The sequence below is a fragment of the Mucilaginibacter paludis DSM 18603 genome, from assembly GCF_000166195.2.
GTDB lineage: Bacteria > Bacteroidota > Bacteroidia > Sphingobacteriales > Sphingobacteriaceae > Mucilaginibacter > Mucilaginibacter paludis.
The window spans coordinates 3,872,631-3,896,892 of sequence record NZ_CM001403.1; the positions used below are offsets into that span (position 1 = coordinate 3,872,631).

Annotated in this window: 15 protein-coding genes; 12 read left to right on the forward strand and 3 right to left on the reverse strand. The window is 42.9% G+C overall.

Annotated features, from left to right (window positions below; all coding sequences use genetic code 11):
- Positions 1–6 precede the first annotated feature (6 nt).
- Entirely contained in the window at positions 7–3,006 is a 3,000-nt protein-coding gene (locus MUCPA_RS16470) for a SusC/RagA family TonB-linked outer membrane protein (RefSeq protein ID WP_008507899.1), read from the reverse strand.
- 401 nt (positions 3,007–3,407) lie between these two features.
- Here MUCPA_RS16470 and MUCPA_RS16475 point away from each other — a divergent pair, with 401 nt between their 5' ends.
- Genes MUCPA_RS16475 through MUCPA_RS16530 form a run of 12 tightly spaced genes read left to right on the forward strand, consistent with a single transcriptional unit; the run spans position 3,408 to position 18,839 of the window.
- Positions 3,408–4,817: an L-fucose/L-arabinose isomerase family protein gene (locus MUCPA_RS16475; protein ID WP_008507900.1), complete on the forward strand. Its 1,410-nt coding sequence runs from the start codon at positions 3,408–3,410 to the stop codon at positions 4,815–4,817.
- 1 nt (position 4,818) lies between these two features.
- Positions 4,819–5,643 (forward strand): transketolase, encoded by an 825-nt coding sequence (locus MUCPA_RS16480; RefSeq protein ID WP_008507901.1) that lies wholly within the window; start codon positions 4,819–4,821, stop codon positions 5,641–5,643.
- A 10-nt stretch (positions 5,644–5,653) separates the two neighbouring features.
- Entirely contained in the window at positions 5,654–6,616 is a 963-nt protein-coding gene (locus MUCPA_RS16485) for a transketolase family protein (protein ID WP_008507902.1), read from the forward strand.
- Positions 6,617–6,672: 56 nt separating this feature from the next.
- A complete protein-coding gene (locus MUCPA_RS16490; protein ID WP_008507903.1) occupies positions 6,673–7,611 on the forward strand; it encodes a D-ribose ABC transporter substrate-binding protein in 939 nt (312 codons plus the stop codon).
- A gap of 3 nt (positions 7,612–7,614) precedes the next feature.
- A complete protein-coding gene (locus MUCPA_RS16495) occupies positions 7,615–8,232 on the forward strand; it encodes a DUF2291 domain-containing protein (RefSeq protein WP_008507904.1) in 618 nt (205 codons plus the stop codon).
- Positions 8,233–8,236: 4 nt separating this feature from the next.
- A complete protein-coding gene (locus MUCPA_RS16500) occupies positions 8,237–9,739 on the forward strand; it encodes a sugar ABC transporter ATP-binding protein (RefSeq protein ID WP_008507905.1) in 1,503 nt (500 codons plus the stop codon).
- 9 nt (positions 9,740–9,748) lie between these two features.
- Positions 9,749–10,717 (forward strand): ABC transporter permease, encoded by a 969-nt coding sequence (locus MUCPA_RS16505; protein ID WP_008507906.1) that lies wholly within the window; start codon positions 9,749–9,751, stop codon positions 10,715–10,717.
- On the forward strand, positions 10,717–12,216 hold the full coding sequence (locus tag MUCPA_RS16510) for an FGGY family carbohydrate kinase (RefSeq protein ID WP_008507907.1): 1,500 nt from the start codon (positions 10,717–10,719) through the stop codon (positions 12,214–12,216). Before MUCPA_RS16505 ends, MUCPA_RS16510 begins: the two co-directional genes overlap by 1 nt.
- On the forward strand, positions 12,213–13,811 hold the full coding sequence (locus tag MUCPA_RS16515) for a DUF5060 domain-containing protein (RefSeq protein WP_217220505.1): 1,599 nt from the start codon (positions 12,213–12,215) through the stop codon (positions 13,809–13,811). The genes MUCPA_RS16510 and MUCPA_RS16515 overlap by 4 nt, the downstream gene beginning before the upstream one ends.
- Positions 13,812–13,849: 38 nt before the next feature.
- Entirely contained in the window at positions 13,850–16,018 is a 2,169-nt protein-coding gene (locus tag MUCPA_RS16520; RefSeq protein ID WP_121201891.1) for an alpha-L-rhamnosidase-related protein, read from the forward strand.
- Between the two features lie 42 nt (positions 16,019–16,060).
- Positions 16,061–17,449 carry a glycoside hydrolase family 140 protein gene (locus MUCPA_RS16525; protein WP_008507911.1) on the forward strand — a complete coding sequence of 463 codons (1,389 nt, stop codon included), beginning with the start codon at positions 16,061–16,063 and terminating at the stop codon, positions 17,447–17,449.
- Positions 17,450–17,471: 22 nt separating this feature from the next.
- A complete protein-coding gene (locus MUCPA_RS16530) occupies positions 17,472–18,839 on the forward strand; it encodes an MGH1-like glycoside hydrolase domain-containing protein (protein WP_008507912.1) in 1,368 nt (455 codons plus the stop codon).
- 507 nt (positions 18,840–19,346) lie between these two features.
- Here the strand turns inward: MUCPA_RS16530 and galB are convergent.
- On the reverse strand, positions 19,347–22,190 hold the full coding sequence (gene galB / locus MUCPA_RS16535) for a beta-galactosidase GalB (RefSeq protein ID WP_008507913.1): 2,844 nt from the start codon (positions 22,188–22,190) through the stop codon (positions 19,347–19,349).
- An 87-nt stretch (positions 22,191–22,277) separates the two neighbouring features.
- Positions 22,278–24,260: a RagB/SusD family nutrient uptake outer membrane protein gene (locus MUCPA_RS16540; protein ID WP_008507914.1), complete on the reverse strand. Its 1,983-nt coding sequence runs from the start codon at positions 24,258–24,260 to the stop codon at positions 22,278–22,280.
- Positions 24,261–24,262 lie beyond the last annotated feature (2 nt).

Consider the following 24,262-nt stretch of genomic DNA (forward strand, 5'->3'; position numbering starts at 1 on the left):
TAATTTTTATAATGAAACATTAAGACCTGCCAAAAATAATTTAGTTAACGGCCTGTCGAAAGATCCACCGCCTTCAGGATCGTAGTCTTTAATTTTAGAAAAGGTTAGAAAATTTTTAGCGCTTATATATAACCTTAAATTAGAAACATGAAGGGCTTTGGTTATCCCCGGTGAGAAATTATAACCCAGGCTTGCACTTCTTATTTTCACGAATGATCCATCTTTGTAACCTAGAGTAGAAGCAAATGGAGTAGCTGATTTAGAGATATTCGCATTCGGCCTAGGATAGTCATTTGTTGGATTTTCAGGAGTCCAATAATCAACATTAGCGCCGTTTTCTATTGCATTCGGTTCATATTTTAATGCGTATTGTGAAACGAACATCTGACCAATTCTTCCATAAACTAATACGTTCAAATCAAAGCTCTTGTATTTAAAATCATTGCTGAATCCAAAACTATATTTTGGGACAGCTGAACCGAGCACAACCCGGTCTCCGGCGGCAGTGATTGTCCCGCTACCGTCAATATCGGCGACTTTGATATCGCCGGGCTTATAGCCGTAAACGGCAGCCTGAGCAGCTTCCGATGTCTGCCAGATGCCTAGCTTTTGGTAATCGAAATAGGAAACCACAGGATAGCCTATAAACCAGTTATTGCCTAAGTCGTTTACGCCGTTAGGCAAATAGGTAATACGTTCTTTATTACGAGTATAGGTAATATTTGACGACCAGGAGAATTTATTTGTTTTGATATTATTGGTTCGTACGGTAAGCTCAATACCTGTATTCCGGCTCCTGCCCACATTAGCCAATGTTGTAAGGGCTCCTGTCGAAGACGGAAGCTTCTGACTCAATAACAAGTCCCGGGTTTGAGAGTCATAATAATCGATACTTCCAGAAATTCTATCCCGGAATACACCAAAATCTATCCCCGCATTTAATGTTCCCGTCAACTCCCACTTTAATTTTTGATTTCCGATGTTGGGGTCCAGTTCATAGGCCAGTGCGGTGATATCATTATAAGAATAGGGCACTAAGATCAGACCACTTTGGGTTTGATAGGGTTTAACAGCTGCATTACCAGCTACGCCATAACTTAAACGTGCCTTTAACTCGGATACTACGCTTTGGCTTTTCATAAATGGTTCGTCAATAATTCTCCAGGCAGCTGCTGCAGAAGGAAAGAATGCCCATTTATTTCCTTTGGCTAAAACCGATGAACCATCAGCTCGCCCTGTCAGGGTCAACAAATATCTTTCTTTGAAAGAATAATTTAAGCGCAATGCCCCCGATTCAAGATTTTGCCCAACATAATTACTTGATATCTTGAGATTGGCAGGATTGTTTTGTAAGGCATAGAAAGATTGGTCTGATAACAATTGTCCCGTACCTGACGCCGATGCCTGATCTGAAACGCTTGATTGGTAACTGGTTACACCCGTTAACGTAAAGTTATGATGGTTTATTTTTCTCTGGTAGGTAATAATATTCTCCCATATTAAATTATTATCGGTTGAATTGGTTTCAGAAGAAAGAGAACCCGATGAAAGCGCCCGGTTTAATGTATTGGTACCTTCGAAATGCCCATTTCTTGAACTGGACAAAGTCACACCTAAATTCGACCGTATGGTAAGGCCGTCTGCCGGTTTCCATTCCGCGTAGGCAGTGGAAAGCAAATGTGTTATATTATTTTTATTAACATATTGCCCTGCCTCCTCATCATAAAGCGGGTTAACCTGATTTCCGTTACCCGGAAACTTAGCCAGACTGCCGTCCGCACTGTAGGGATTAAAATATGGAATGATCTTGTTAGCGACAGACAATACGTTATCACTTCTTAAATTTTGATCGTAATAAGCAAGCTGACTTTGTAAGCCAACTTTAAAATCCTTAAAAAGTTCATGATCAACATTTAAACGCAGGCTGTAACGGCTCGAATAATCATTGGTATACAAACCTTTTTCTTTGAAATAGTCAAAAGAAAAGTAAGCTTTTGTTTTATCATTGCCGCCTGAAACACTGGCATTATAGTCCTGTTGCGAGCCTTTATGCAAAAAATATCCCGGCCAATAATAAGAATCGCCGTTTTGAACTGCTGCAAGATCCCCGGAACTTGTAAAAACTTTCGGGTCGTCGGCTGTCGAATTCCAGGTACCTATAGTGCGATAGCCCTCCCGTTTCAAATTGGCGTATTGAGGACCTGTCATCGGCACAGGATAACCGGTAATCTCGCTGACGCCGTAATAGCTTCCTGCACTTACCTTCGGCTTACCTTCACCCCCTCTTTTAGTGGTGATAATAATAACTCCGTTTGCACCACGTGAACCGTAAATCGCTGTAGAAGATGCATCCTTCAAAAATTCCATGGATGCGATGTCGTTTTGGTTTATATCTTCATAGTTAGAATAAATGATTCCATCGACGATGTATAAAGGGCTGTTACTGGCATTTAATGAGCGGTTTCCTCTAACCGTTACACCGACTCCGGCTCCGGCTGCGCCGCTAGTCCGGGTAATATCCACGCCAGCAACCTTCCCCTGTAAGGCCTCCATAGGGTTGGATGCTGCAACTTTTGTAATTTCGTCACCTTTAACGGAAACGACAGATCCGGTAAGGTCTCTTTTACGAACTGTTCCATATCCAACGATAATTACTTGTTCTAAAGATTTCACAGAGGGTGTCAATGTGATTTTGAGTGTTGTTTTACCACCAATACTTTGTTCAAGTGGTTCATATCCAATAAAACTGTATACTAATATAGCTCCCATTCCAGGTACGTTGATGGAGAAGTTTCCGCCTACATCAGTTGCAACTCCATTGCTTGTACCCTTTAGCTTGACAGATACACCGGGAAGGGGGGCCCCTTTTTCATCCAACACAATTCCGGCTATTCTAATCAACTGTTTAGCATTTGCGGATGTTTGCGCCACTGATTGTTTGGGAAGAACAAACAGCAGCATTTGCGAAAGTAAAATGCATGTTAGTAAGTTTTTGATTGATCTCATAAGTTTAATTTTGGTTCACTTGAAATAACTTTAGTTTTATTGTTACAAACATAAGTAATCGTAAACCCAACAAATGCAACCGATTGTATTTTTTAGAATTATAAAAAAAATCAAGAAATTGTCTGCTTAAATGATAAATAATGAGTGGATAATTTATCAGAAAAGAAAAAAATAAAGACAAAAGCAGACTTAAATAGCTAAAAACTTCCAAAATATGAAACTCTTAGTCCCATTTAAATTTGTCAGTATTTATCTATTTCTTCTTTTATTTTCTATTTTAGCCCTGTAAATGATTATAATGGTATTTACAAGTTGCATAAACATCAAAAAAACTATTCAACCCGAACTATACTGAACCGCGTTGTTCAGATTTTTACAAAACGATCAGAAATATTAAAAATATGAGTAATAAAGCAACATTAGGGGTAATTATAGGTAATCGTGATTTTTTTCCGGACAGGTTGGTTTCTGAAGCCCGTGCCGATATTATTGCCCTTTTTACCCAACTGAACATTAATGCCATTATGCTGGGCGATACCGAATCAAAACTTGGCGGTGTTGAAACCTTTAAAGATGCCCAGAAATGTGCCGATTTATTCAAAAAACATCGTGAAGAGATTACAGGTATCATGGTATTCCTGCCAAATTTTGGCGATGAAAAAGGTGTTGCAGATACCATTAAATTGTCAGGATTAAACGTTCCGGTGCTGATTCAGGCCTACCCCGATGATCTGAATAAACTGGATGTAGCACGCCGCCGCGATTCATGGTGCGGTAAAATTTCGGTTTGCAACAACCTTTACCAGTACGGCATCAAATACACCCTAACCGATGATCACGTCACTCATCCGAGCGACCCCCAATTTATCGCCAACCTAAAAGATTTTGTGGCCATTTGCCGCGTAGTTAAAGGTTTACGCAGTGTTCGCATTGGCGCTATTGGTGCCAGGCCGGGAGCTTTTAATACCGTTCGCTACAGCGAGAAGATATTACAGCGTAACGGCATTACCGTAACCACTGCCGACCTGAGTGAGATTTTAGGCAAAGCCGACAAGTTAACGGCAGAACACCCCGAAGTACAGGCGCACTTAAATAAGATAAATGCTTATGCGCCTAAAGGCCTCACGCCCGACGATGCGATGATACAAATAGCCAAACTGGACGTAGTGCTTAACCAGTTTATGGACGAGCATGCATTGGATGCAACAGCCATACAATGCTGGACATCGCTACAGCAAAATTACGGCTGCAACGTTTGTACCAGCATGAGCATTATGAGCGAGAATATGCTGCCAAGTGCCTGCGAGGTTGATGTTACCGGAACATTAACCATGTATGCCATGCAACTGGCATCGGGTTCGCCAAGTGCGCTGGTAGATTGGAATAACAACTATGCTGATGACCCTAATAAATGTGTGCTGTTTCATTGCGGTAACTGGGCAAAATCTTTTCTGCCGGATATTCAGATCAGCACCGCCCCTATTTTGGGTACTACCGTTGGTGTAGAAAATACTTACGGCGCTCTGGATGGCCGCACCCCGGCATCGCCGTTAACCTACGGCCGAATCAGTACCGATGATCCTAAAGGCATCATCAAAGTTTACCTTGGCGAAGGCGAACTGACCGACGACGCGTTAAACACCTTTGGTAACCGCGCTGTAGCGGAGATACCTGATCTGCAAAGTTTGATGCAATACGTTTGCCGCAACGGTTTTGAGCACCACGTGGTAATGAACGCTTCAAAAACAGCCGGCATATTAAAAGAGGCATTAGGCAATTACATGGGCTGGGAAATTTACGAACACAAGTAAAATGACAGACAAAGAGTTAAAAGAAAAATCAGTTGGGTATCGTAAAAAGATCCTCAAATATATTGTAGGCGCCAATGCCGGGCACACGGGTGGCAGCCTATCGTGCATTGATGTGTTGAACGTTTTGTATAACGATGTGCTGAATGTGAGTCCGGATAATTTTACTTCGCCGGATCGCGACCGTTACATCCAGAGCAAGGGCCATTGTGTTGAAGCGCTTTTTGTGGTACTGGCCGACAAAGGCTTCTTCCCGGAAACGGATCTTGAAACATTATGCAAATATAAATCCCATTACATAGGCCATCCTACTAAAAAGGTACATGGCGTTGAGCAAAATACAGGCGCTTTGGGGCACGGGTTACCAATTGCTGCCGGTGTTGCGCTTGCCGCGAAACTGGATAAAAAAGACTATCGTGTTTTTACCCTTTTGGGGGACGGTGAACTGCCCGAAGGTTCAAACTGGGAGGCGGCTTTAACAGCTTCGCATTACAAGTTGGATAACCTTTGCGCCATCATCGATAACAATAAACTGCAAATTACAGGTACTAATGCCGAGGTATGTAATACTGACCCGCTTGACGCCAAGTTTGAAAGCTTTGGATGGGCCGTAAAACAGGTTGACGGACACGATATTCATGCGTTGCGCGAGGCATTTGCCAGTATGCCTTTTGAGCCGGGAAAACCTAACCTGATTATAGCCCATACCATTAAAGGTAAAGGCATCAGCTTTATGGAAAACTCGGTAAAGTGGCACCACGGTGTACCTAACCACGAACAATATCAAAGCGCCATGACCGAACTGGATGTGGCACTCACCAACATTTAATACCACGAACTTGGGAACAGTTATAAAAAATACTTCGGCTAACGCCAAACCAAACCAGGATGTTTTTGCGGCTACCTTATTAAAGCTTGCCGAAACTGATAAAGATATTATTGCCGTTACCAGCGATTCGCGCGGTTCGGGCAAGCTGGTTGCATTCGGGCAGCAATTGCCCGAGCAGATTGTAGAGATAGGCATTGCCGAGCAAAACCTGGTAGGCGTTGCCGCCGGATTGGCTTCGGCAGGTAAAAAAGCATTCGCGGTATCACCAGCTTGTTTTTTAACCGCTAGAGCTTTGGAGCAGATCAAAAACGATGTTTGTTACTCAGATAATCCTGTAAGGTTAATTGGCATTAGCGCCGGTGTAAGTTACGGAGCATTGGGAACAACGCACCACAGTCTGCACGATTTTGCCGTACTGCGCGCCATCAATAATATTACCATTGTAGTACCTGCCGATAATTTTGAAACCGAGCAAGCTGTAAAATTGGCTGCACAAAGCACCAAGCCAGTTTACCTGCGCTTCGGTAAAAAACCAATGCCTCTTTTAACCGAAGATGAGAATATTGGTTTTGAGTTTGGCAAAGGCAGGGTGGTGAAAAATGGCGGCGATATAACAATCATCGCCAACGGCGAAACCGTTTACCCAGCCCTGTTAGCCGCGCAAAAGCTGGAAGAATCGGGCATATTGGCAACGGTAGTGAGCATGCATACCATTAAACCTTTAGACGTAACATTGATTGCACAGTTAGCTTCTGAAACAAAAGCCATTATAACGGTGGAGGAGCACATGATCAATGGCGGTTTAGGTGAGGCCTGCGCATCCTACTTATTACAAAGTGGACACAAAAAGCCTTTTAAAATCATGGGCATCCCTGACGAGTACACCGTTACGGGCTCTCAGGTTGAGATATTGAACCACTACGGAATTTCGGCAGATGGGATTGCCGATCAAGCCATTAAACTACTATCATAAGGAAACTGATAAACAAAGAAGAATACCAATAATGAAACTTAGATTATATCATTTGAATGAGAAGATTAACACTGTTATTGTTATTTATGCTGGCTTTTGCCGGCTGTAAGGATAATTCAAAATCGGCCAAAGCCAAAAAGGTAGCGGTTATTGTATCTACACTCAATAATCCCTGGTTTGTGTTTTTAGCGCAAACAGCTTCGGCGCAAGCTAAAAGTTTGGGTTACGAAACCAAGATCTTTGATTCGCAAAACAACACCGCTACCGAAACCGATAACTTTGAAAATGCCATCGCCGCTGGCTATGGCGCTATCCTGTTCAATCCTACAGATGCCAATGGCTCTGTAGTCAATGTAAATAAAGCCAAAGCAGCCGGTGTAGCAGTTTTTTGCATGGACAGGGAGGTGAACTCTGCCACCGGACCAACATCGCAGATCTTATCTGATAGTTATTCAGGCTGTGTGAACCTTGGTAAATACTTTGTGAAGCAAATGCGCAAAAAAGGCAAATATGTTGAGATACTAGGCATTGTTGCCGATAACAACACCTGGAATCGCTCTAAAGGATTCCACAGCGTGGTTGATTATTACCCCGGCTTACAAATGGTAGCCCAGCAAAGTGCCGATTTTGACCGCAATAAAGGTCTGGAAGTAATGGAATCCATCTTACAGGCACACCCTGATATCGATGGTGTGTTCTGCGGGAACGATGCCATGGCCATGGGTGCCTACCAGGCTTTAGCTGCAGCAGGCAAAGCTAACAAAGTAAAAGTAATGGGTTTTGATGGCGCTGAAGATGCTATACAAGGCATTAAGGATGGAAAGATATTGGCTACCGCGATGCAGTTCCCTAAGGTGATGGCGCAAACTGCTGCCAATTACGCCGATGAATATTTTAAGGGTAAGCGAGACTTCCCGAAAAAGATTCAGGTTGGAGTAGAGATGGTAACCGGTAAAAACGTATCTGATTACATAGCCTACGGTAAAAAGAATTAAGCCATGAGAAAGGAAATCAAATATGCCATCTGGTTCGTGATCATTATTTTTATAGGTTATAACTCGGTTTATTTCCGTAAGTTGAGCGAGTTAAAAGCCACCGGAAAAACATTTAACGCTGTTGCTTACGCGCAAGACCTGCTGACTAATAAACTACCCGCCGTTACAGAAAAGGCTATTACGCTTGATGAATTAATTACGCAACTTAAAGTATCACCGGCTAACACTTTTGCCGAAAACGGTCATGTCCTCTCTATAGGCAGCACCAAATTTTTCATGGTGAAAGGCACGGGCACCATTACTGATATGGACGATAGCGATGTGAAGCTTTCAACCATAGCACATAACGATTTCCAAATAGCTACCGAGTTTGTATTTGGCAATGCCATTCGTGATGCCTCGGGTTTGGTTGATCTGAACGATTTTACCAATACAGTAGATCTGAGCAATATTTCTTCGGAAATCAATAAGATCATCCGCGCTAAGGTGATCCCACCATTTAAATCGGCAGCTAAAAAAGGCGATAAGATTGAGTTTACAGGCGCCGTAGAACTTAATCAGGCACATCTAAACCTAAACGATATTGAGATGCTCCCTGTATCTCTAAAAATAATTCCTTAAGGTTATGTTGATAGCAGATCATATCACCAAAAAATTCCCCGGCGTTATTGCTTTGCAGGATGTTTACATGGAGCTGCATCCCGGCAAGGTAAATGCGATACTGGGCGAGAACGGCGCGGGTAAATCTACGCTGATGAAAATCCTATCAGGCGTTTATTCTGAATACGAAGGCCGCATTTTATTACAGGATACCGAGGTAAACTTTGCTAATCCGCGCGAAGCACAGGGCGCGGGCATCGGCATTATTCACCAGGAGCTAAATTTAGTGCCCCACCTCAATATCACCGAGAATATATTTTTAGGACGCGAGTTAACCAATAACTGGGGCATGCTGGATGGCAAGGCCATGAAAAACCGCACCCAATACCTTTTAGATAAACTGAAGCTGAAGGTTAGTCCGGATACGTTGATCTTTGATTTAAAGGTTGGTCAGCAGCAGGTGGTTGAAATTGCCAAGGCCCTGCTAACCGATTGCCAGGTTCTGATTATGGATGAACCAACTTCGGCCATTACCGAGAGCGAGGTTGAGGTATTGTTCGATATCATCAAAGAACTTCGCGATGAGAATAAGGTGATCGTATACATATCGCATAAGCTGGATGAGCTTTTTAAAATAGCCGACCGTTACATTGTGCTTCGCGATGGCAAAACCATCGAATCGGGCGAGATGAAAGATATTAACCACGATACGCTGATCCATAAAATGGTTGGCCGCGAGATCAACGTCATTCGCAACAAAGGCTACAAAGCCACCGCCGGGCCTGTACTTACTGTACAAAATATTAACCTAAAACATCCTGAAAACCAAAAACGTGATCTGTTAAAGAACGTATCACTGCAACTTTGCCCCGGTGAGGTTTTGGGCATTTTCGGTTTAATGGGCGCCGGGCGTACCGAATTATTGGAAACCATTTTCGGTTTGCATAAGGCTCATACCGGTACTATCAGTATCCAACAGCAGGCAACAAAATTTAGATCGCCGGGCGAGGCTATGAAAGCCGGAATAGCTTTGGTACCCGAAGACCGCAAGAAAGACGGCCTGGTATTGGGGTTGGATGTAAAAACCAATATTAGCATTACCACATTGGATAATCTGCAAAGCATGGGTTTGCTGAGCGATGGTAAAGAACAGGAACTGGCGAAAAGATATATCGATTCGCTCAAGATCAAAACACCGTCGGCTAATCAGATCACCAAAAACCTGAGTGGTGGTAACCAGCAAAAAATAGTACTGGCTAAATGCCTGGCTACCCAGCCTATTGTGCTGATGCTGGACGAGCCAACGCGTGGTATTGATATCAACGCCAAAAACGAGATTTACAAACTGATATTAGAACTGGCTGCAGCGGGTATGGGCATCATTATGGTATCATCCGAATTGCCGGAGATACTCGCCATATCCGATCGCATCCTGGTAATGGCCGAAGGCAGCATTACTGCCGAATTTAAAGCCGCCGATGCATCCGAAGATAACATCCTGAAAGCAGCCATTCCTAAAAACCTATAACAAACTTAAATGACCTTGAATCGCCAACATTTCGCCAAATTCCAATCGCTTATAGCGCTTGTGGTTTTGTGCATCGTATTGAGTTGCCTGTCGGATAAGTTCCTAACCGTAGATAACGGCTGGAACGTAATGCGCCAAATATCTGTTAACATTTGTATAGCCGTAGGGATGACACTGGTTGTATTAACCTCGGGAATCGACTTATCCGTAGGATCGGTATTGGCCCTTTGCGGCGCTATTACGGCAGGACTGATGAAAAATGGTATTGAAGTGCATTCGAGTAACCTCTACATCGGTTTCACATTGTTGGGCGCTATCCTTGCGGGATTATTTACCGGCGCAGGTGTGGGCGCATTTAACGGCTTTGCCATCACACGTTTCAAAGTGCCACCATTTGTGGCTACACTGGCCATGCTCACTATTGCAAGGGGCTTAACCTTGTTATGGACACAGGGCTTTCCGATCTCTGTATTCGGCGAAAAATTCGGTTACATCGGTACCGGCTGGTTTTTAGGTATACCGGTTCCGGTTTGGATCTCGGCTATTGTTGTTTTAACAGCGGTTGTTATCACGATGAAAACTCCGTTGGGCCGATATATTTATGCCATTGGCGGTAACGAAAATGCGGCTAAATTATCAGGCATCAACATCAGCAAAGTCAAGATCATCGTTTACAGCATGGCCGGAGCACTGGCCGCCGTGGGTGGTTTGATCGTCACTTCAAGATTGGATTCTGCTCAGCCAAATGCCGGTATTAGTTACGAACTGGACGCTATCGCAGCTGTGGTGATTGGCGGCACTTCCTTATCGGGAGGCAAAGGCACCATTTGGGGAACCGTGCTTGGCGCAGTTATCATTGGTGTGCTTAACAATGGACTGGTATTGCTTAACGTATCGCCTTTTTGGCAGCAGGTGGTTAAAGGCGGCGTAATTTTACTCGCCGTGATTATTGACAAGGCTAATTCTAAATCCGAGTGATGATGGATCAAAAATATATACTGGCGATAGACCAGGGCACCAGCAGCACCAAGTCGACTATTTTTGATGAAAAGGGTAATGCCATCGCACGGGGCCAGGTGGACTTGGCTACGCAGTTTTTAGATGGAGGAATGGTAGAACAAGATCCTTTAGGGATATTTGAAAATGTGTTGGCATCTGTTTCCCTTTGCCTTGAGGCTTTTCGCCGAACAGGTAAAGATACAGGATCCATCTTAAGCATTGGGATATCCAATCAGCGGGAAACCTTTGTCGTATGGGACGCTAACGGAGATCCCTTGCACAATGCTGTTGTGTGGCAATGCAAACGTTCGATCGATATCTGCAACCAATTGATTAATGGCGGGTTTAAAAAAACGGTAAAAGAACGTACAGGGCTGATCATCGACCCCTACTTCTCTGCATCAAAATTGATATGGTTATATCAAAATAAAGATAAAGTCAGGGCGGCCATAGACACTGGCAATGCTTATTTTGGCACGATTGACACCTGGCTTTTATTTAAACTGACAGGGGGCAAGCGCTATCTCACTGATCACACAAATGCTTCACGGACAATGCTTTTTAACTTATCAACATTAAACTGGGACACCTATCTTTTGGCAACTTTCGGTTTAGATAAGATAAATCTACCGGAAGTAATTGCCTCTTCGTCTGATTTTGGCGCAAGCGACTTTGGTGGGTCATTTGACCGGGAGATACCGATCGGGGCGATGATCGGCGATTCCCATGCCGCGGCATTTGGCGAAGGTTGTTTTGAGCAAGGCCAGGCGAAAGCAACATTGGGAACAGGCTGTTCCATTATGATGAATGCCGGTACGGATTTGCCTTCCGGTAGCGAGGGGGTTGTTACGACAATATGTTGGAGTACATCAACGAGAGTGGATTATGGGCTTGAGGGTGTGATCGTTTCCTGTGGTTCGACGATGGAGTGGCTGCGCAGGGAGCTCACTCTTTTTAGTGATATCAAGCAAACGCAGGATATGGCCAATAGCGTGCTTGATAATAACGGTGTTTATATTATCCCGGCATTCAGCGGCATGGGTGCACCGTATTGGCAGATGGACAGAAAAGGGGAGCTTCTTGGCTTAACTTTTAACACCTCCAAAAACCACATCGTCAGGGCTGGTTTGGAGTCAATCGCTTACCAGATCCGGTCTGTGATCGACGCAATGGAAAATGCCGCGCAACTGGACCTACGCATGTTGATTGTCAATGGCGGTATAATCTCTAACAACTTTGTTTTAGGTTTTCTTACCGATCTTTTAAACAAACCCTTGTATTACGGAATATCGGATGCGTCTGGCTTGGGTGCTGCTATGCTAGCGGGTTTGCAGGCCGGACTTTTTGAAAGCCTTGAAGAGATCAAGGCATTGGCTAAGCCTAAATCTACCGTGATGCCAACAATAAACCCAACCTCGGTTCAGGTAAACTACCATACATGGTTAGCTCACGTAAACAGAACCTATACAGATAAATGATACAATCTCTTATGCAGACAAACAAAACATTTTTCTTATTTTTTGTCTTTGTAGTTTTATTGGTGTTCCTTTTTTTATTTGGCGCACATGCGCAAGTGAAAGTAGAACGCTGGAACCGGTTCGAGATAAGTTTGAAAGGCCCTGTAACAGGTAATCCTTTTACAGAAAATCATTTTTCCGCTATATTTTCGAATAACTCCAAACGTGTCAGTGTTGATGGTTTTTATGACGGCGAAGGTAACTATCTAATAAGATTTATGCCAATGGAACTTGGTAAGTGGAATTACATCACAGTAAGTAATATTGCTGCATTAAACCATCGGTCTGGATTATTTACCTGCGTAGCTCCAAACAACGCAAATCATGGCATGATACGCGTTGCGGACACGTATCATTTCAGATACGAAGACGGTAAGCCATATTATCCTTTTGGTACCACCGCTTACGCTTGGATCCATCAGGGGCCAGAACTTGAGGAAGCGACATTGACCACACTTAAAAGCTCCGCTTTTAACAAAATCAGGATGTGCATTCTCCCTAAATATTATACTTATGTAACTAATGAACCCCTTTTCTATCCTTACGAAAAAGGAGATGGAAAAAACAGGTGGAACTTTAAGCGGTTTAACCCTGCCTTTTTCAGGCATCTGGAAAAACGGATCGATGATTTAAACGCGCTTGGAATAGAGGCTGATCTGATCATTTTCCACCCTTATGATAAAGGGCATTGGGGGTTTGACAGTATGGGTAAGGAAAATGATCTATTGTATATTAAATATCTTGCGGCACGCCTTTCGGCTTTCAGGAACGTCTGGTGGTCGATGGCCAACGAATTTGATTACATCAAAAGTAAGCCCCGTGCGGTATGGGATGATTATGCAGCGGCTGTAGTGGGGCATGACCCCTACCGCCATCTGTGCTCGATCCATAATGGCAGTGTGTATTACGATAACTGGAAGCCGTATTTTACCCATGTTAGCATACAAAACGGCGCACCTGTCGAAGATTTCGGCCGTGCTGGTTTATTACGCGATGTGTATTTCAAACCCGTGATTTATGATGAGGTTTGTTATGAAGGAAATCTTCCTCAAAGATGGGGGCGTCTTACAGGTCAGGAAATGACAGCTGCGGTCTGGCAGGGCATAATAGCCGGAACATATGTCACACATGGTGAAAGTATCAAAGGCAATGGAGATACAATATTTTGGGCCAAGGGCGGCATATTAAAGGGCGAAAGCCCAGCCCGAATCGCTTTTCTCAGGACCTTATTAGAAAACGGCCCCGGTCCTTTACATCTCGCTGATAACTGGAAGGATAATCAAACCGCGCAAACAGATAGCACGTATTACCTCATCTATCTTGGCAAACCAAAGCAAAAGGAATGGATGTTCAGCTTGCCTAAAAAAGGTGGGCCACCCGTAGGCACAAAATACAAGGTTGACCTGATTGACACATGGAAAATGTCCGTAACGCCCATTAATCAGGTTTTCGAGACCAGTAAAGCCGATGGTTATCGAATTTATGATAAAAACCATAGCTTGGTAAGCTTACCTGATGATTCTTATCTGGCATTTCGAATACATTTAATAAAATAAAACTAATTAATATGAATGGCATATATTACTATAAGAACATGAAAAGGACATTTACCTTGATCGTATTCTTCATTATCCTTTTAATTACTGATAGCGCTCTTGCTCAAAAAGCCACATGGATATACTACCCCGGCGATTTTGATATTTGGCTGGGCAACAAGATGCAGAACCGACGTACAGATCGTGGTGCGTTTTTACCAGTGCTTTGGAAAATGGATAGCCATTATGTTTTGGTAGAGTTCCATAAAGATTTTGACGTACCAGCAACAGAAGAGGTTAAACTTTATGTTGAAGGAATGTATAATGTAAAGGTTGATGGACAGGCCTTTGTGGGCTATCCTAAGAGTATCACTGTTCCTTCAGGTCATCACAAGGTGAGTTTAAAAGTTTATTGTCAGGATAGGGTACCAGCAATATTTGTTCAAGGGAAAACTATAGTATCCGACGATAGTTGGCTGGTTACTTTTGAAGATAAAGAGTGGATTGATGCCACGGGCAAGGTATCTGATAAATCGGGAACAACTTACCTGAACGCTGGTGCATGGAATTTTAACGATCCTTTATCACCCCCGTCTAAATTCAGTTTGCCAACTGTACCGCAACATGCCATGAGTAGCGATAAAAAAGCCAACTCGTTCTTTTTAGATTTTGGTAAAGAAACTTTTGGCTTTGTTAAATTACATGGTTTAAAAGGGAAAGGTAAGCTGCATATTTATTACGGTGAGTCGAAGGAAGAAGCACAGTCGGTGGATCATTGCGAAACTTTGGATGAATTGATGATTAACGAATCTGCCAAAAAGGATTCTGTAATGGAGTTGTCAAAAGCATTACGATATGTAAATGTTCAGTTTGATTCAGGTGTTTCTGTTGATTCTGTATCAATGCTTTATGAGTATGCGCCGTTAACCCAACGCGGGGCTTTCAGATGCTCTGATGAGGAAATCAATAAGATCTATGATATTTCTAAGTACACCCTTCAGTTAGCCACACGCGAGTTTTTTATCGATGGGATAAAAAGGGATCGGTGGATATGGTCGGGCGATGCTTACCAGAGTTATGCGATGAATTACTATTCATTTTTTGATTCGCCAACAGTAACCCGTACTATTTTGGCTTTGCGCGGAAAAGATCCTGTAACGAGCCATATCAATACCATAATGGATTATACTTTTTATTGGTTTTTGAGCATTAACGATTATTACCAGTATACAGGCGATAAAACCTTTATTAAGCAGTTTTACCCGCGTATGCAAACGCTAATGGATTATTGCTTATCGCGGCGGGATAAAAATGGCATGATGGCCGGCTTACCAGGTGATTGGCTGTTTATTGACTGGGCAGATGGTTTAAGCAAACAAGGGGAGTTGAGTTTTGAGCAGTTGTTATTCTGCCGTAGTTTAGAAACTATGGCTATCTGCGCCAAGCTCAACAACGATAACGAAGGAGCCGCTAAATACCAGGCCTTAGCTGATGAGTTGAAAGCTAAGATATTTAAACTGTACTGGAACGAGCAAAAACATGCGTTGGTGCATAGCTTAATTGATGATAAGCAAAGCGATAACGTTACCCGTTATACTAACATGTTTGCCATTTTTTTTAACTACTTTAACGAGCAGCAAAAGCAGGATGTAAAGAAAAACGTGTTGCTGAACAATAATATCCAGAAGATAACAACACCGTACATGCGCTTTTACGAGCTTGAGGCGCTTTGCGCAATGGGCGAGCAGGGTTATGTATTAAAGCAAATGAAAGATTACTGGGGCGGTATGTTAAAGCTTGGTGCTACGTCTTTTTGGGAAGAGTATAATCCGGATAAAAAGGGCGCTGAGGTTTACGCTATGTATGGTCGTCCGTTCGGTAAAAGCCTTTGTCATGCATGGGGTGCAAGCCCAATATACCTGTTAGGTAAATATTATCTGGGTGTAAAGCCTTTAACGGCAGGATACTCCACATGGGTAGCCGAACCTAATTTAGGTGGTTTGAAATGGATGGAAGGCACTGTGCCGACACCAGAAGGAAACATCAAAATGTATTGCAGTAACACGCATATTAAAATTAAAGGAGAAAATGGCACAGGAACTTTACGTATAAAAAGCAAATCGAAACCAAGCTGTAAAGACGCTTCTGTTATATCAAAAGGTAATCATATATATGAACTAATAATCACTAAGGATAAAGCCTATAATATTACCTATACCGAACTATAAAAATAATGTTACGGACTTTAACAAATTAAACTCGCAAAAAACATGAAGAAAAGAGCGTTGACAGGTTGGTTGACCTTTATTATGCTGACTACGCTGACCGCCCGTGCGCAATTCGCGGTTAGCCCACTCACCATTTCACCTAACCACAGATACTTTCGTACAGACGGAAAGCCTTTTTTCTGGCTTGGGGATACCGGTTGGTTATTATTTTCAAAACTGGATCGTGCAAGTGCGGAGCAATATTTGGAAACAAGGAGCAAACAGGGGTTTAATGTTATTCAGGCAATGGTAATACATGATATCGCCGAAGTAAATTGCTATGGCGACTCTGCCTTAATTGATCAAAAAATTGCGCATCCCAAGATTACTCCGGGTAACGATTTTAATAAAAACAAAGAATATGATTATTGGGATCACATAGACTGGATCATCAGTAAAGCACAAGAAAAAGGTTTGTATGTTGCTTTAGTACCGATATGGGGAGGTGTGGTAAAGGGTAAACGCATTACGCCCGAGCAAGGACGTAATTACGCTGACTTCCTGGCTAAAAGGTTTGGAAGCAGGCCAAATATCATTTGGATGAACGGAGGGGATATTGCAGGAAATATTTATGAAAATACCTGGAGAGCAATTGGATCAGCACTGCACGAAGCCGATCCCAATCATTTGATTACATTTCATCCCAGAGGACGGACACAATCCTCAACCTGGTTTCAGGATGCAGACTGGTTGAGTTTTAACTGTTTCCAGTCTGGACACCGAACTTATTCGCAGGATGTATCCAAAGAAGATCTAAAATATGGTGAAGACAACTGGCGGTATGTAAAAGCAGATTACGAAAAAACACCTGTTAAGCCGACGCTTGATGCAGAGCCGTCTTATGAAAATATCCCGTATGGTTTACATGATACGAAACTACCCAAATGGACAGACGCGGACGTCCGGAGGTACGGATATTGGTCGGTTTTTGCGGGTGCCTGTGGGTATACGTACGGAAACAACGACGTGATGCAAATGCATCTTCCCGGAGATAAAAAACCGGCCTATGGTTCAAAAGAATATTGGTACACCTCCATCAATAGCCCCGGAGCCCAGCAAATGATCTTCTTAAAGAAACTGATCCTATCCAGGCCATACGAAGAACGCGTACCTGATCAGTCTATGATTGCGGGACAGCAAGGACTGCAATATGATCATCTTTTGGCTACACGTGGTAAAAAATTTGCTTTCATCTACACTTATAATGGCAGGGAGATGCTCATCAATGGAGATAAACTTCTGGGACAAAAGTTACGTGCTGCGTGGTTTAACCCCAGAACAGGTGAAACGATAAACATTGGTGTCTTCAGTAAACAAACTTCAATGCATTTTAAGCCTCCCGGTGAAAAAAGAAATGGCAACGACTGGGTGCTTGTTCTCGATTCCATTTAAATATTTTAATTAAATAACGATCATGAAATCTATCAGAAATTTTTTAAGCTCTTTCTGTCTGCTCTTATATACAGGAGTTACTTTCGCTCAGATCCCTGACAGTATCAAAACTAATATCTCGATCATTCGGCAGCAAGTCTTTAGTGATTATAAGGGGATGTTTAGAAAACCGGTTGGCATACTGCATCAACCGTTTATTACTCCGGGGAGTAATGCCTATGCTAACGATCTCTGGGATTGGGACTCCTGGCTAAGTAATATTGCGTTACGACAAATTTTAGAGGATCACGGTTCTGCAGGTGATAAAAGCGAGGCTGTTATGTACGAACGGGGTTGTATCCTTAATTATCTTGATAACACCGGGTTTGACGGTTACATGCCGATCCTGATCGCCAAAAATTCCGATCCCGCTAAAATGAAGCCGGCAAATATTTACAGGACTAATATGCATAAACCTGTGATCGCACAGCACGCGGCATTTCTGACCAAAATTAACCATGGCGACGCGGAGTGGCTCCGTGAAAAGTTTAGTCTGATGCAAGCCTTTATTAATAATTATGAATCCCATCACCGTAATCGCGCAACCGGCTTATATTACTGGCAGGACGACCTTGCTATCGGAACAGACAATGACCCTTCAACATTTTTCAGGCCTAACGGAAGCTCGGGTTCAATCTTCTTGAATTGCCTGATGTATAAGGAGTTGAATGCGATGGTCTACTTGGCCGGTTGCTTGAAACTGACCGATATCGCAGCAGAATATAGTAAAGATGCAGAAAACCTTAAACTAGCCGTCCAAAAAAACTGCTGGGATGAAAAGGACGGTTATTTTTATTCTGTTGACTTGAATTTGAAACCCGTGACAGAACAACCTACAACAATTTTTGGACAAGAGATGATTTTACACAGCGGATTTCCGCGTAATTATGATTGCCTGATACAAAGAATAGGCACATGGTCAGGCTTTATGGCGATGTGGGCCGGAATTGCCACTCCAGAGCAGGCTAAACGTATGGTTGTAGAAAACTTGGAAGACAAGCGAACTTTTAACGCGCAGTACGGTATACGTACGCTATCTAAGCTGGAAAAAATGTACAGTGTTCGGGCCAGTAACAACCCATCTAACTGGTTGGGACCGATTTGGGGTATTTCCAATTATATGACCTTCCGGGGACTGGTCAAATACGGATTTAAAGATCAGGCAAAACAGCTGGCATTCAAAACAATTATGCTTTTTGGAAAGGATTATAAAAAGAACGCAGCCCTTCATGAGTATTACGAACCAGACACAGGCGAACCGATATTAAACAAAGGTTTCCAAAACTGGAACTACCTAGTTATCAATATGATTGATTACATAAACGGAGAGCCCGTAATAGAGGAATTTTAGCGCCATCGATTTAGTATCGGGATAAGACAGTAATCGGCGCTGATAAATTGTGATAATGTTTTTATAATAAATGGGCACGCTTGTAGTGGAGTTGCTATTACCAATCCCCTAAATGAAGCAGCAACGTTTAAAAAGCGCATCATCCTTATCAAATGAGTTGCATATATCAGTGCGCGGTAAGCATTCTTACCTTACGTAAACCAGGTTATTAACACGTAAGATAAAGTCCCAGATATGATTCATGTAAGGGTTATCACAGGTTAGGTGAGGCTGTCGTTCTCCATAACAGATAGCGTTTCACCCGCACTGCATTGACTTATCTAATCATCAAACTCATGTCTGATTCCGAGCGTGTTAAGGACAATAAAAGTTAAAAGCACAGTGTATGTTAAAGAATTAATTTGATTGTTTTACATATTTATTGCACGTTTCGGTTGGTTTTACTTGCGAATTAAGGTTAAAAACATAGACAGGGGCTTTTCTTTTTAGTGCAAGAATACGGTTTTATTACCTCTTAATTCCCTTAGTTATTTTTTGATGTCTTACATCTAGTAAATTAGCGCTTGTTGATAAGACGATCTTAGCTGAACCCAGATTTTCAGCTTCCGCCTTCAATTCAAACTTGCCTGCCGCTTTTTTTAATGATCTTACTATAACCAACGCCATGCCGCTTAATGCTTTTCGTTCCTTTGACGGGAAGGCGACGAGGTCAGCTGGATCACCGTTATCTGTTGCAACGATTTCTGCTGGTCCGGATATAGAGAAAACAATTTTATTATTGGCTATAGGTACGATGTTCCCATCCTTATCCAAAACTTTTACAGTGATAAAAGCAAGGTCAGCGCCATCATCCTTTATTTTCCTTCGGTCAGCCCTTAGTCCTAAACGAACCGGCTGCCCTGCGGTTTTTAGGGTTTCGGTTGCCCAAAGCAACCTATGCTTATAAGTTAACACTTTGAGTTCACCAGGTTCATATTTAACGTCATCCCATCTGAACCGGTATTGATATTCCACTCTTTTTTTACGCCCCAATGATCTACCGTTAAGAAACAATTCGGCTTCATCGGCCGAAGAAAAAATATGCACGGGAGTGATTTTACCTTCCCTTCCTAGCCAATTCCAATGAGGTAAAATATGAGCGAAACGAAGATCGGGCCGCCAGCGCGCCTGATAGAGGTAAAATCTGTCTTTTTTAAAACCGGCAAGATCTATGATACCGGAATAAGAACTTCTGGCCCCGTAATACGGGGTCGGCTCACCTAAATAATCCCAGCCGGACCAAACAAACTCTCCACATACAAAAGGGTGCTTATCCTGTGACGCAAATACTTTATCGGGCGAAGCCCCAAATTGAGCTGTATACAATTCATAGGCACTTACATATTGGTTTTGAGCATCACCTCCGGTAGTATCACTTACAGGTGCGCTAAAATCACTAGTTACTGGAAATATATATGTTCCGCGTGTACTTAGCGTGGATGCCGTTTCACTACTGATGATTAGTTTTCCCGGGAATTTATCATGAAATGCTGGATATAAGGGGGCTGTTCTAATTCCCTTTAGCTTGGCATAGGCCGGTGCATCCCTGATCCCTTCGCCCTGGTAATTTAGTGAAAGAATATCCATAACGGCGGGGAATGGCATATCCGGTTTGGCATAATTCATCGAAGCGGTAGCTGGCCTGGTCGGGTCCTCGTCTTTAACTATAGCACTCAATCTCCGGGCTATTGTTGCACCTTCTGTTGCCGTGTACTGCTCGCCAACCTCATTACCAAAGCTCCAGGCAATAATTGAAGGGTGATTTTTATCTCTTCTGATAAACGACCTTGTATCCGCCTCAGACCAATCCGGGAAGATCAGGTGAAAATCTAATGGCGTTTTGCCTTGTTCCCAACAGTCAAAAATTTCATTTATGACTAAAAAGCCCATTTTGTCAGTGATGTCCAATAGCTCGGGGGCCGGAGGATTATGAGATAACCTGATCGCGTTACATCCCATTTCACGTAGTAATTCCAGTTGCCTTTCAGCCGCCCTGTAATTAAATGCTGCTCCAAGAGCTCCAAGATCGTGATGCTGATTAACTCCCTGTATTTTTACAGCTTTTCCATTTACAATTACACCTTTAACAGGATCAAACCTGATGTCTCTGATTCCGAACCGCGTTTCGTAGGTATCAACCAACCTATTATTTGTGTATAAACGGGTAACAGCCGCATATAAGTTGGGTTTTTGTGTGGGTAAAGGCTGCCATAAAGCGGGGTTGTTCAGCAACAATTCGCTTTTAACCAAATACTTATTATGATGGTTCACATTAACAATCGACAAAGGGAAACTGCTTATCTTTTTCACCTTTTGATACTGATTATCCAAACTATAAATATCAGTTAATACTTTTACTTGTTCATCATAATCAGCCTTATTTTCAATGTTCACATCCAGATTGACAACGGCCGAAGATTTAGAAATATCCGATGTAGTGATACAAGTGCCCCACTGAGCTATCTGAACAGCATTAGTTTTAGTAAGCCAAACATTTCTATACAATCCGCTGCCGGGATACCATCTTGATGAGTTGGGCGGATTATCCAGTCTTATTGCGATTTGGTTGTCTAATCCAAATTTGATGTAAGGAGTTAAGTCGAGTCTGAAAGAATTGTAACCGTAAGGCCACCCGCCGACCAGGTGTCCGTTTAACCAAACCATAGCATAAGACATTGCTCCTTCTATTTCCAGATAAATATTTTTTCCACGATCAGCTATTGGTATGCCGATCTTCCTCCTATACCAGGCAATACCTTGGATTGGTAATCTTCCCATTCCTCCGCCCACTATCGCATTGGCTTCTTTGTAGAATGGTCCTTTAACAGCCCAGTCATGAGGAAGATCTACTTTCTCCCAGCTTTTGTCATTAAATCCCAGCTGTACAAAGGGGAAATTGCTCCCTGGATCACCCGCCGGCCTTACGTAATGCTTTGACTCGTCTTTAATAAAATCGTTTGCGGTGGGGAGTATCCACTTCTTTAATACTTTTTCGGAAGTACCCGCAAGGAGAGGTTTTTGTGATGGTTTACTATCGGCCACAACGTCATCTTTGCGATCAAAAACAACAGGGCGTTCATCATAGATCAGTTCATCACCTTTGTCTTGATAACGCATGAATCTCCAGCCATGATTTAAACTGATCCTTTCTCTGCCCTCGTTTGTTATGATCGCTTTTTTTTGTGCATCACATGGAAAACGGAGCAATATCATAACCAATAGCAAGACCCTTGCCCCAATCCTATTTCTCGTAGAAATAAGTTGGATAAGAAAAGTATTTAGAATCAATGGTTTTAAGGTCGAAGATTTCATTAAGAAAAGTATTATAGATTTATAGTAAAAAAAGGAGAGATATGCTTATCTCTCCTTTTAAAAACAATAATGAACTTTTTAAAAACGTTAATTGTAACCCGGATTTTGATAGGCCTTTTTATCTACAGGACTCATATCCAATCCGTCTAACTGTGATTGAGGAATTGGTTTGAGGTAATTCATTGGTAGGATTGTACGTGTAAATGTTCCAACGGTGTGATCGTTCCAATCGTTAGGGTTGGTTTTACCTGCGATTACGAAAGAGCTGCTTAACTCTGTCCATTTTTGTGTGCGGACTAAATCGAACCAGCGGTAACCTTCACCGAAGTATTCACGGCTCCTTTCGGCAAGAATATAGTTGATATCAATTGAAGCAGGTGTGGCTGCTATAATTGCCGCACTGTTGTCCTGGACTTTAGCTACCTGGTTCCCATTGTCAAAGCGCCATCGGCCTGCACGGGCGCGGATAACATTAATTAGCCCTCTTGCGGTTCCATCGTTAGCATATGATCCACTGATTGCCCTGGTAGCGGCACCCTTCACAGCGGCTTCTGCGGCAATAAAAAACAACTCCGAGAACTTAGCCACCGGGAACGGACGTGTACTGCTACCGTTTGGCGAACCTAAACCACCGTTATTGTCGGTACGGTAAGGTCCCAGTTTAAAGTTGCCAGGGTAACATATCCGACTAATATTACTTGGCTCAATGACAAAATCTGCCCTGCCAGGTAAAACACCTGCACCTACAGAACTTTTATACACGGAATTGGTGTAATCTACACCACCCACATCATCATTCAAAAAGCTGAGAACAGCATCACCTTCGCCTATTGGCAGGTAATTAGCATTGTAGAGCGTAGTACCCGTGTAACCAGCCTCTTTTAAATTACAGCGATACCGGGTAACAAAGGTTCCATCATATCGCGAATCATTAAGCTTGTCCGCAAAGGTCACTTTAAATACACCTTGAGGAGGTGCCAAAAGGGTCCATGGGCGACCTAAAGGTTGTGTTGCCGCACGCTGCACTGAACTATAACCGCTCCAGCTGCTATTTGTTTTACTGCTTGTAATCGTAGTATAGTTCCATTGCTGAAACCATGAAGCAAAATTGTCAGTACTAAATCCTCCTGAACTGTAGCTCAAGTCGCCTCCATTATATTGCGCGCTGGATTGTGTGTGATCCGCGAACAACATCACTTCATTGTTCCGGTCGTTTGTGGCGACGTTTACATCATAAAAACTGGCTTGCAAACTATAAGGAGTTGGCGATTCTATACCCGCTGCGGCAACCGTATAGGCTTGGTTGAAGTAATATGCAGCATCGTGCCCGGCAGGGTCGGTCCTAGCTACATCCGGATAAGTTGGGATATTATTGGGATTTTGCAGCCACCAGCCATAAGTCAAATAAGCTTTGGCAAGATAGAGACGAGCAACGTTCTTAGTTACACCACCGACAACGCGTGGCGCAGTGGGCAGTTTGTCGATCGCTATCAGGAGATCTGGAAAAATGGCCTTAGTATACACTTCGGGTACGGTATTTCGTTTAGACGTCCTTGCTGTAGAAGTATTGAATTTTAATTCTCCCGCACCCAGGTCAAGTGGCACACCGCCAAATGTTTGCACCAAGAGGAAATAATCGAAAGATCTAAAAAATCTGGCTTCTGCGATCAGTGCATCCGAAATACCGACCGCTGCACCGTTTTCAATTACGCCACTGGCCGTATTGATATCAGGAAAGTTATTGTTCCATACAATGCCCGAATTGTCGGTTTGAGGATTTACCGTTCCTACACCCGAAAAATCGATGTTCTTGGTGTTCAGGTCGGCAAGTTGAGCCCAAGTTTCCTCGTCTGTACCGGCTTCATTCGAATTAATAAAATAGCCGTTGCCGTACATATAACGCAGGTGACCATAAAGAGAGGTGATACCTCCCTGGACTCCTGCTTGTGTTTTAAAGAAATCCGGCGTAAAAGTAGCGCGCGGCGTTTCGTCCAGGATCTTCTTGCACCCGGTTAGGGCGAATGCAGTTAACACTGATACTTGAAAGAACTTTCTATATACTCGTTTCATAT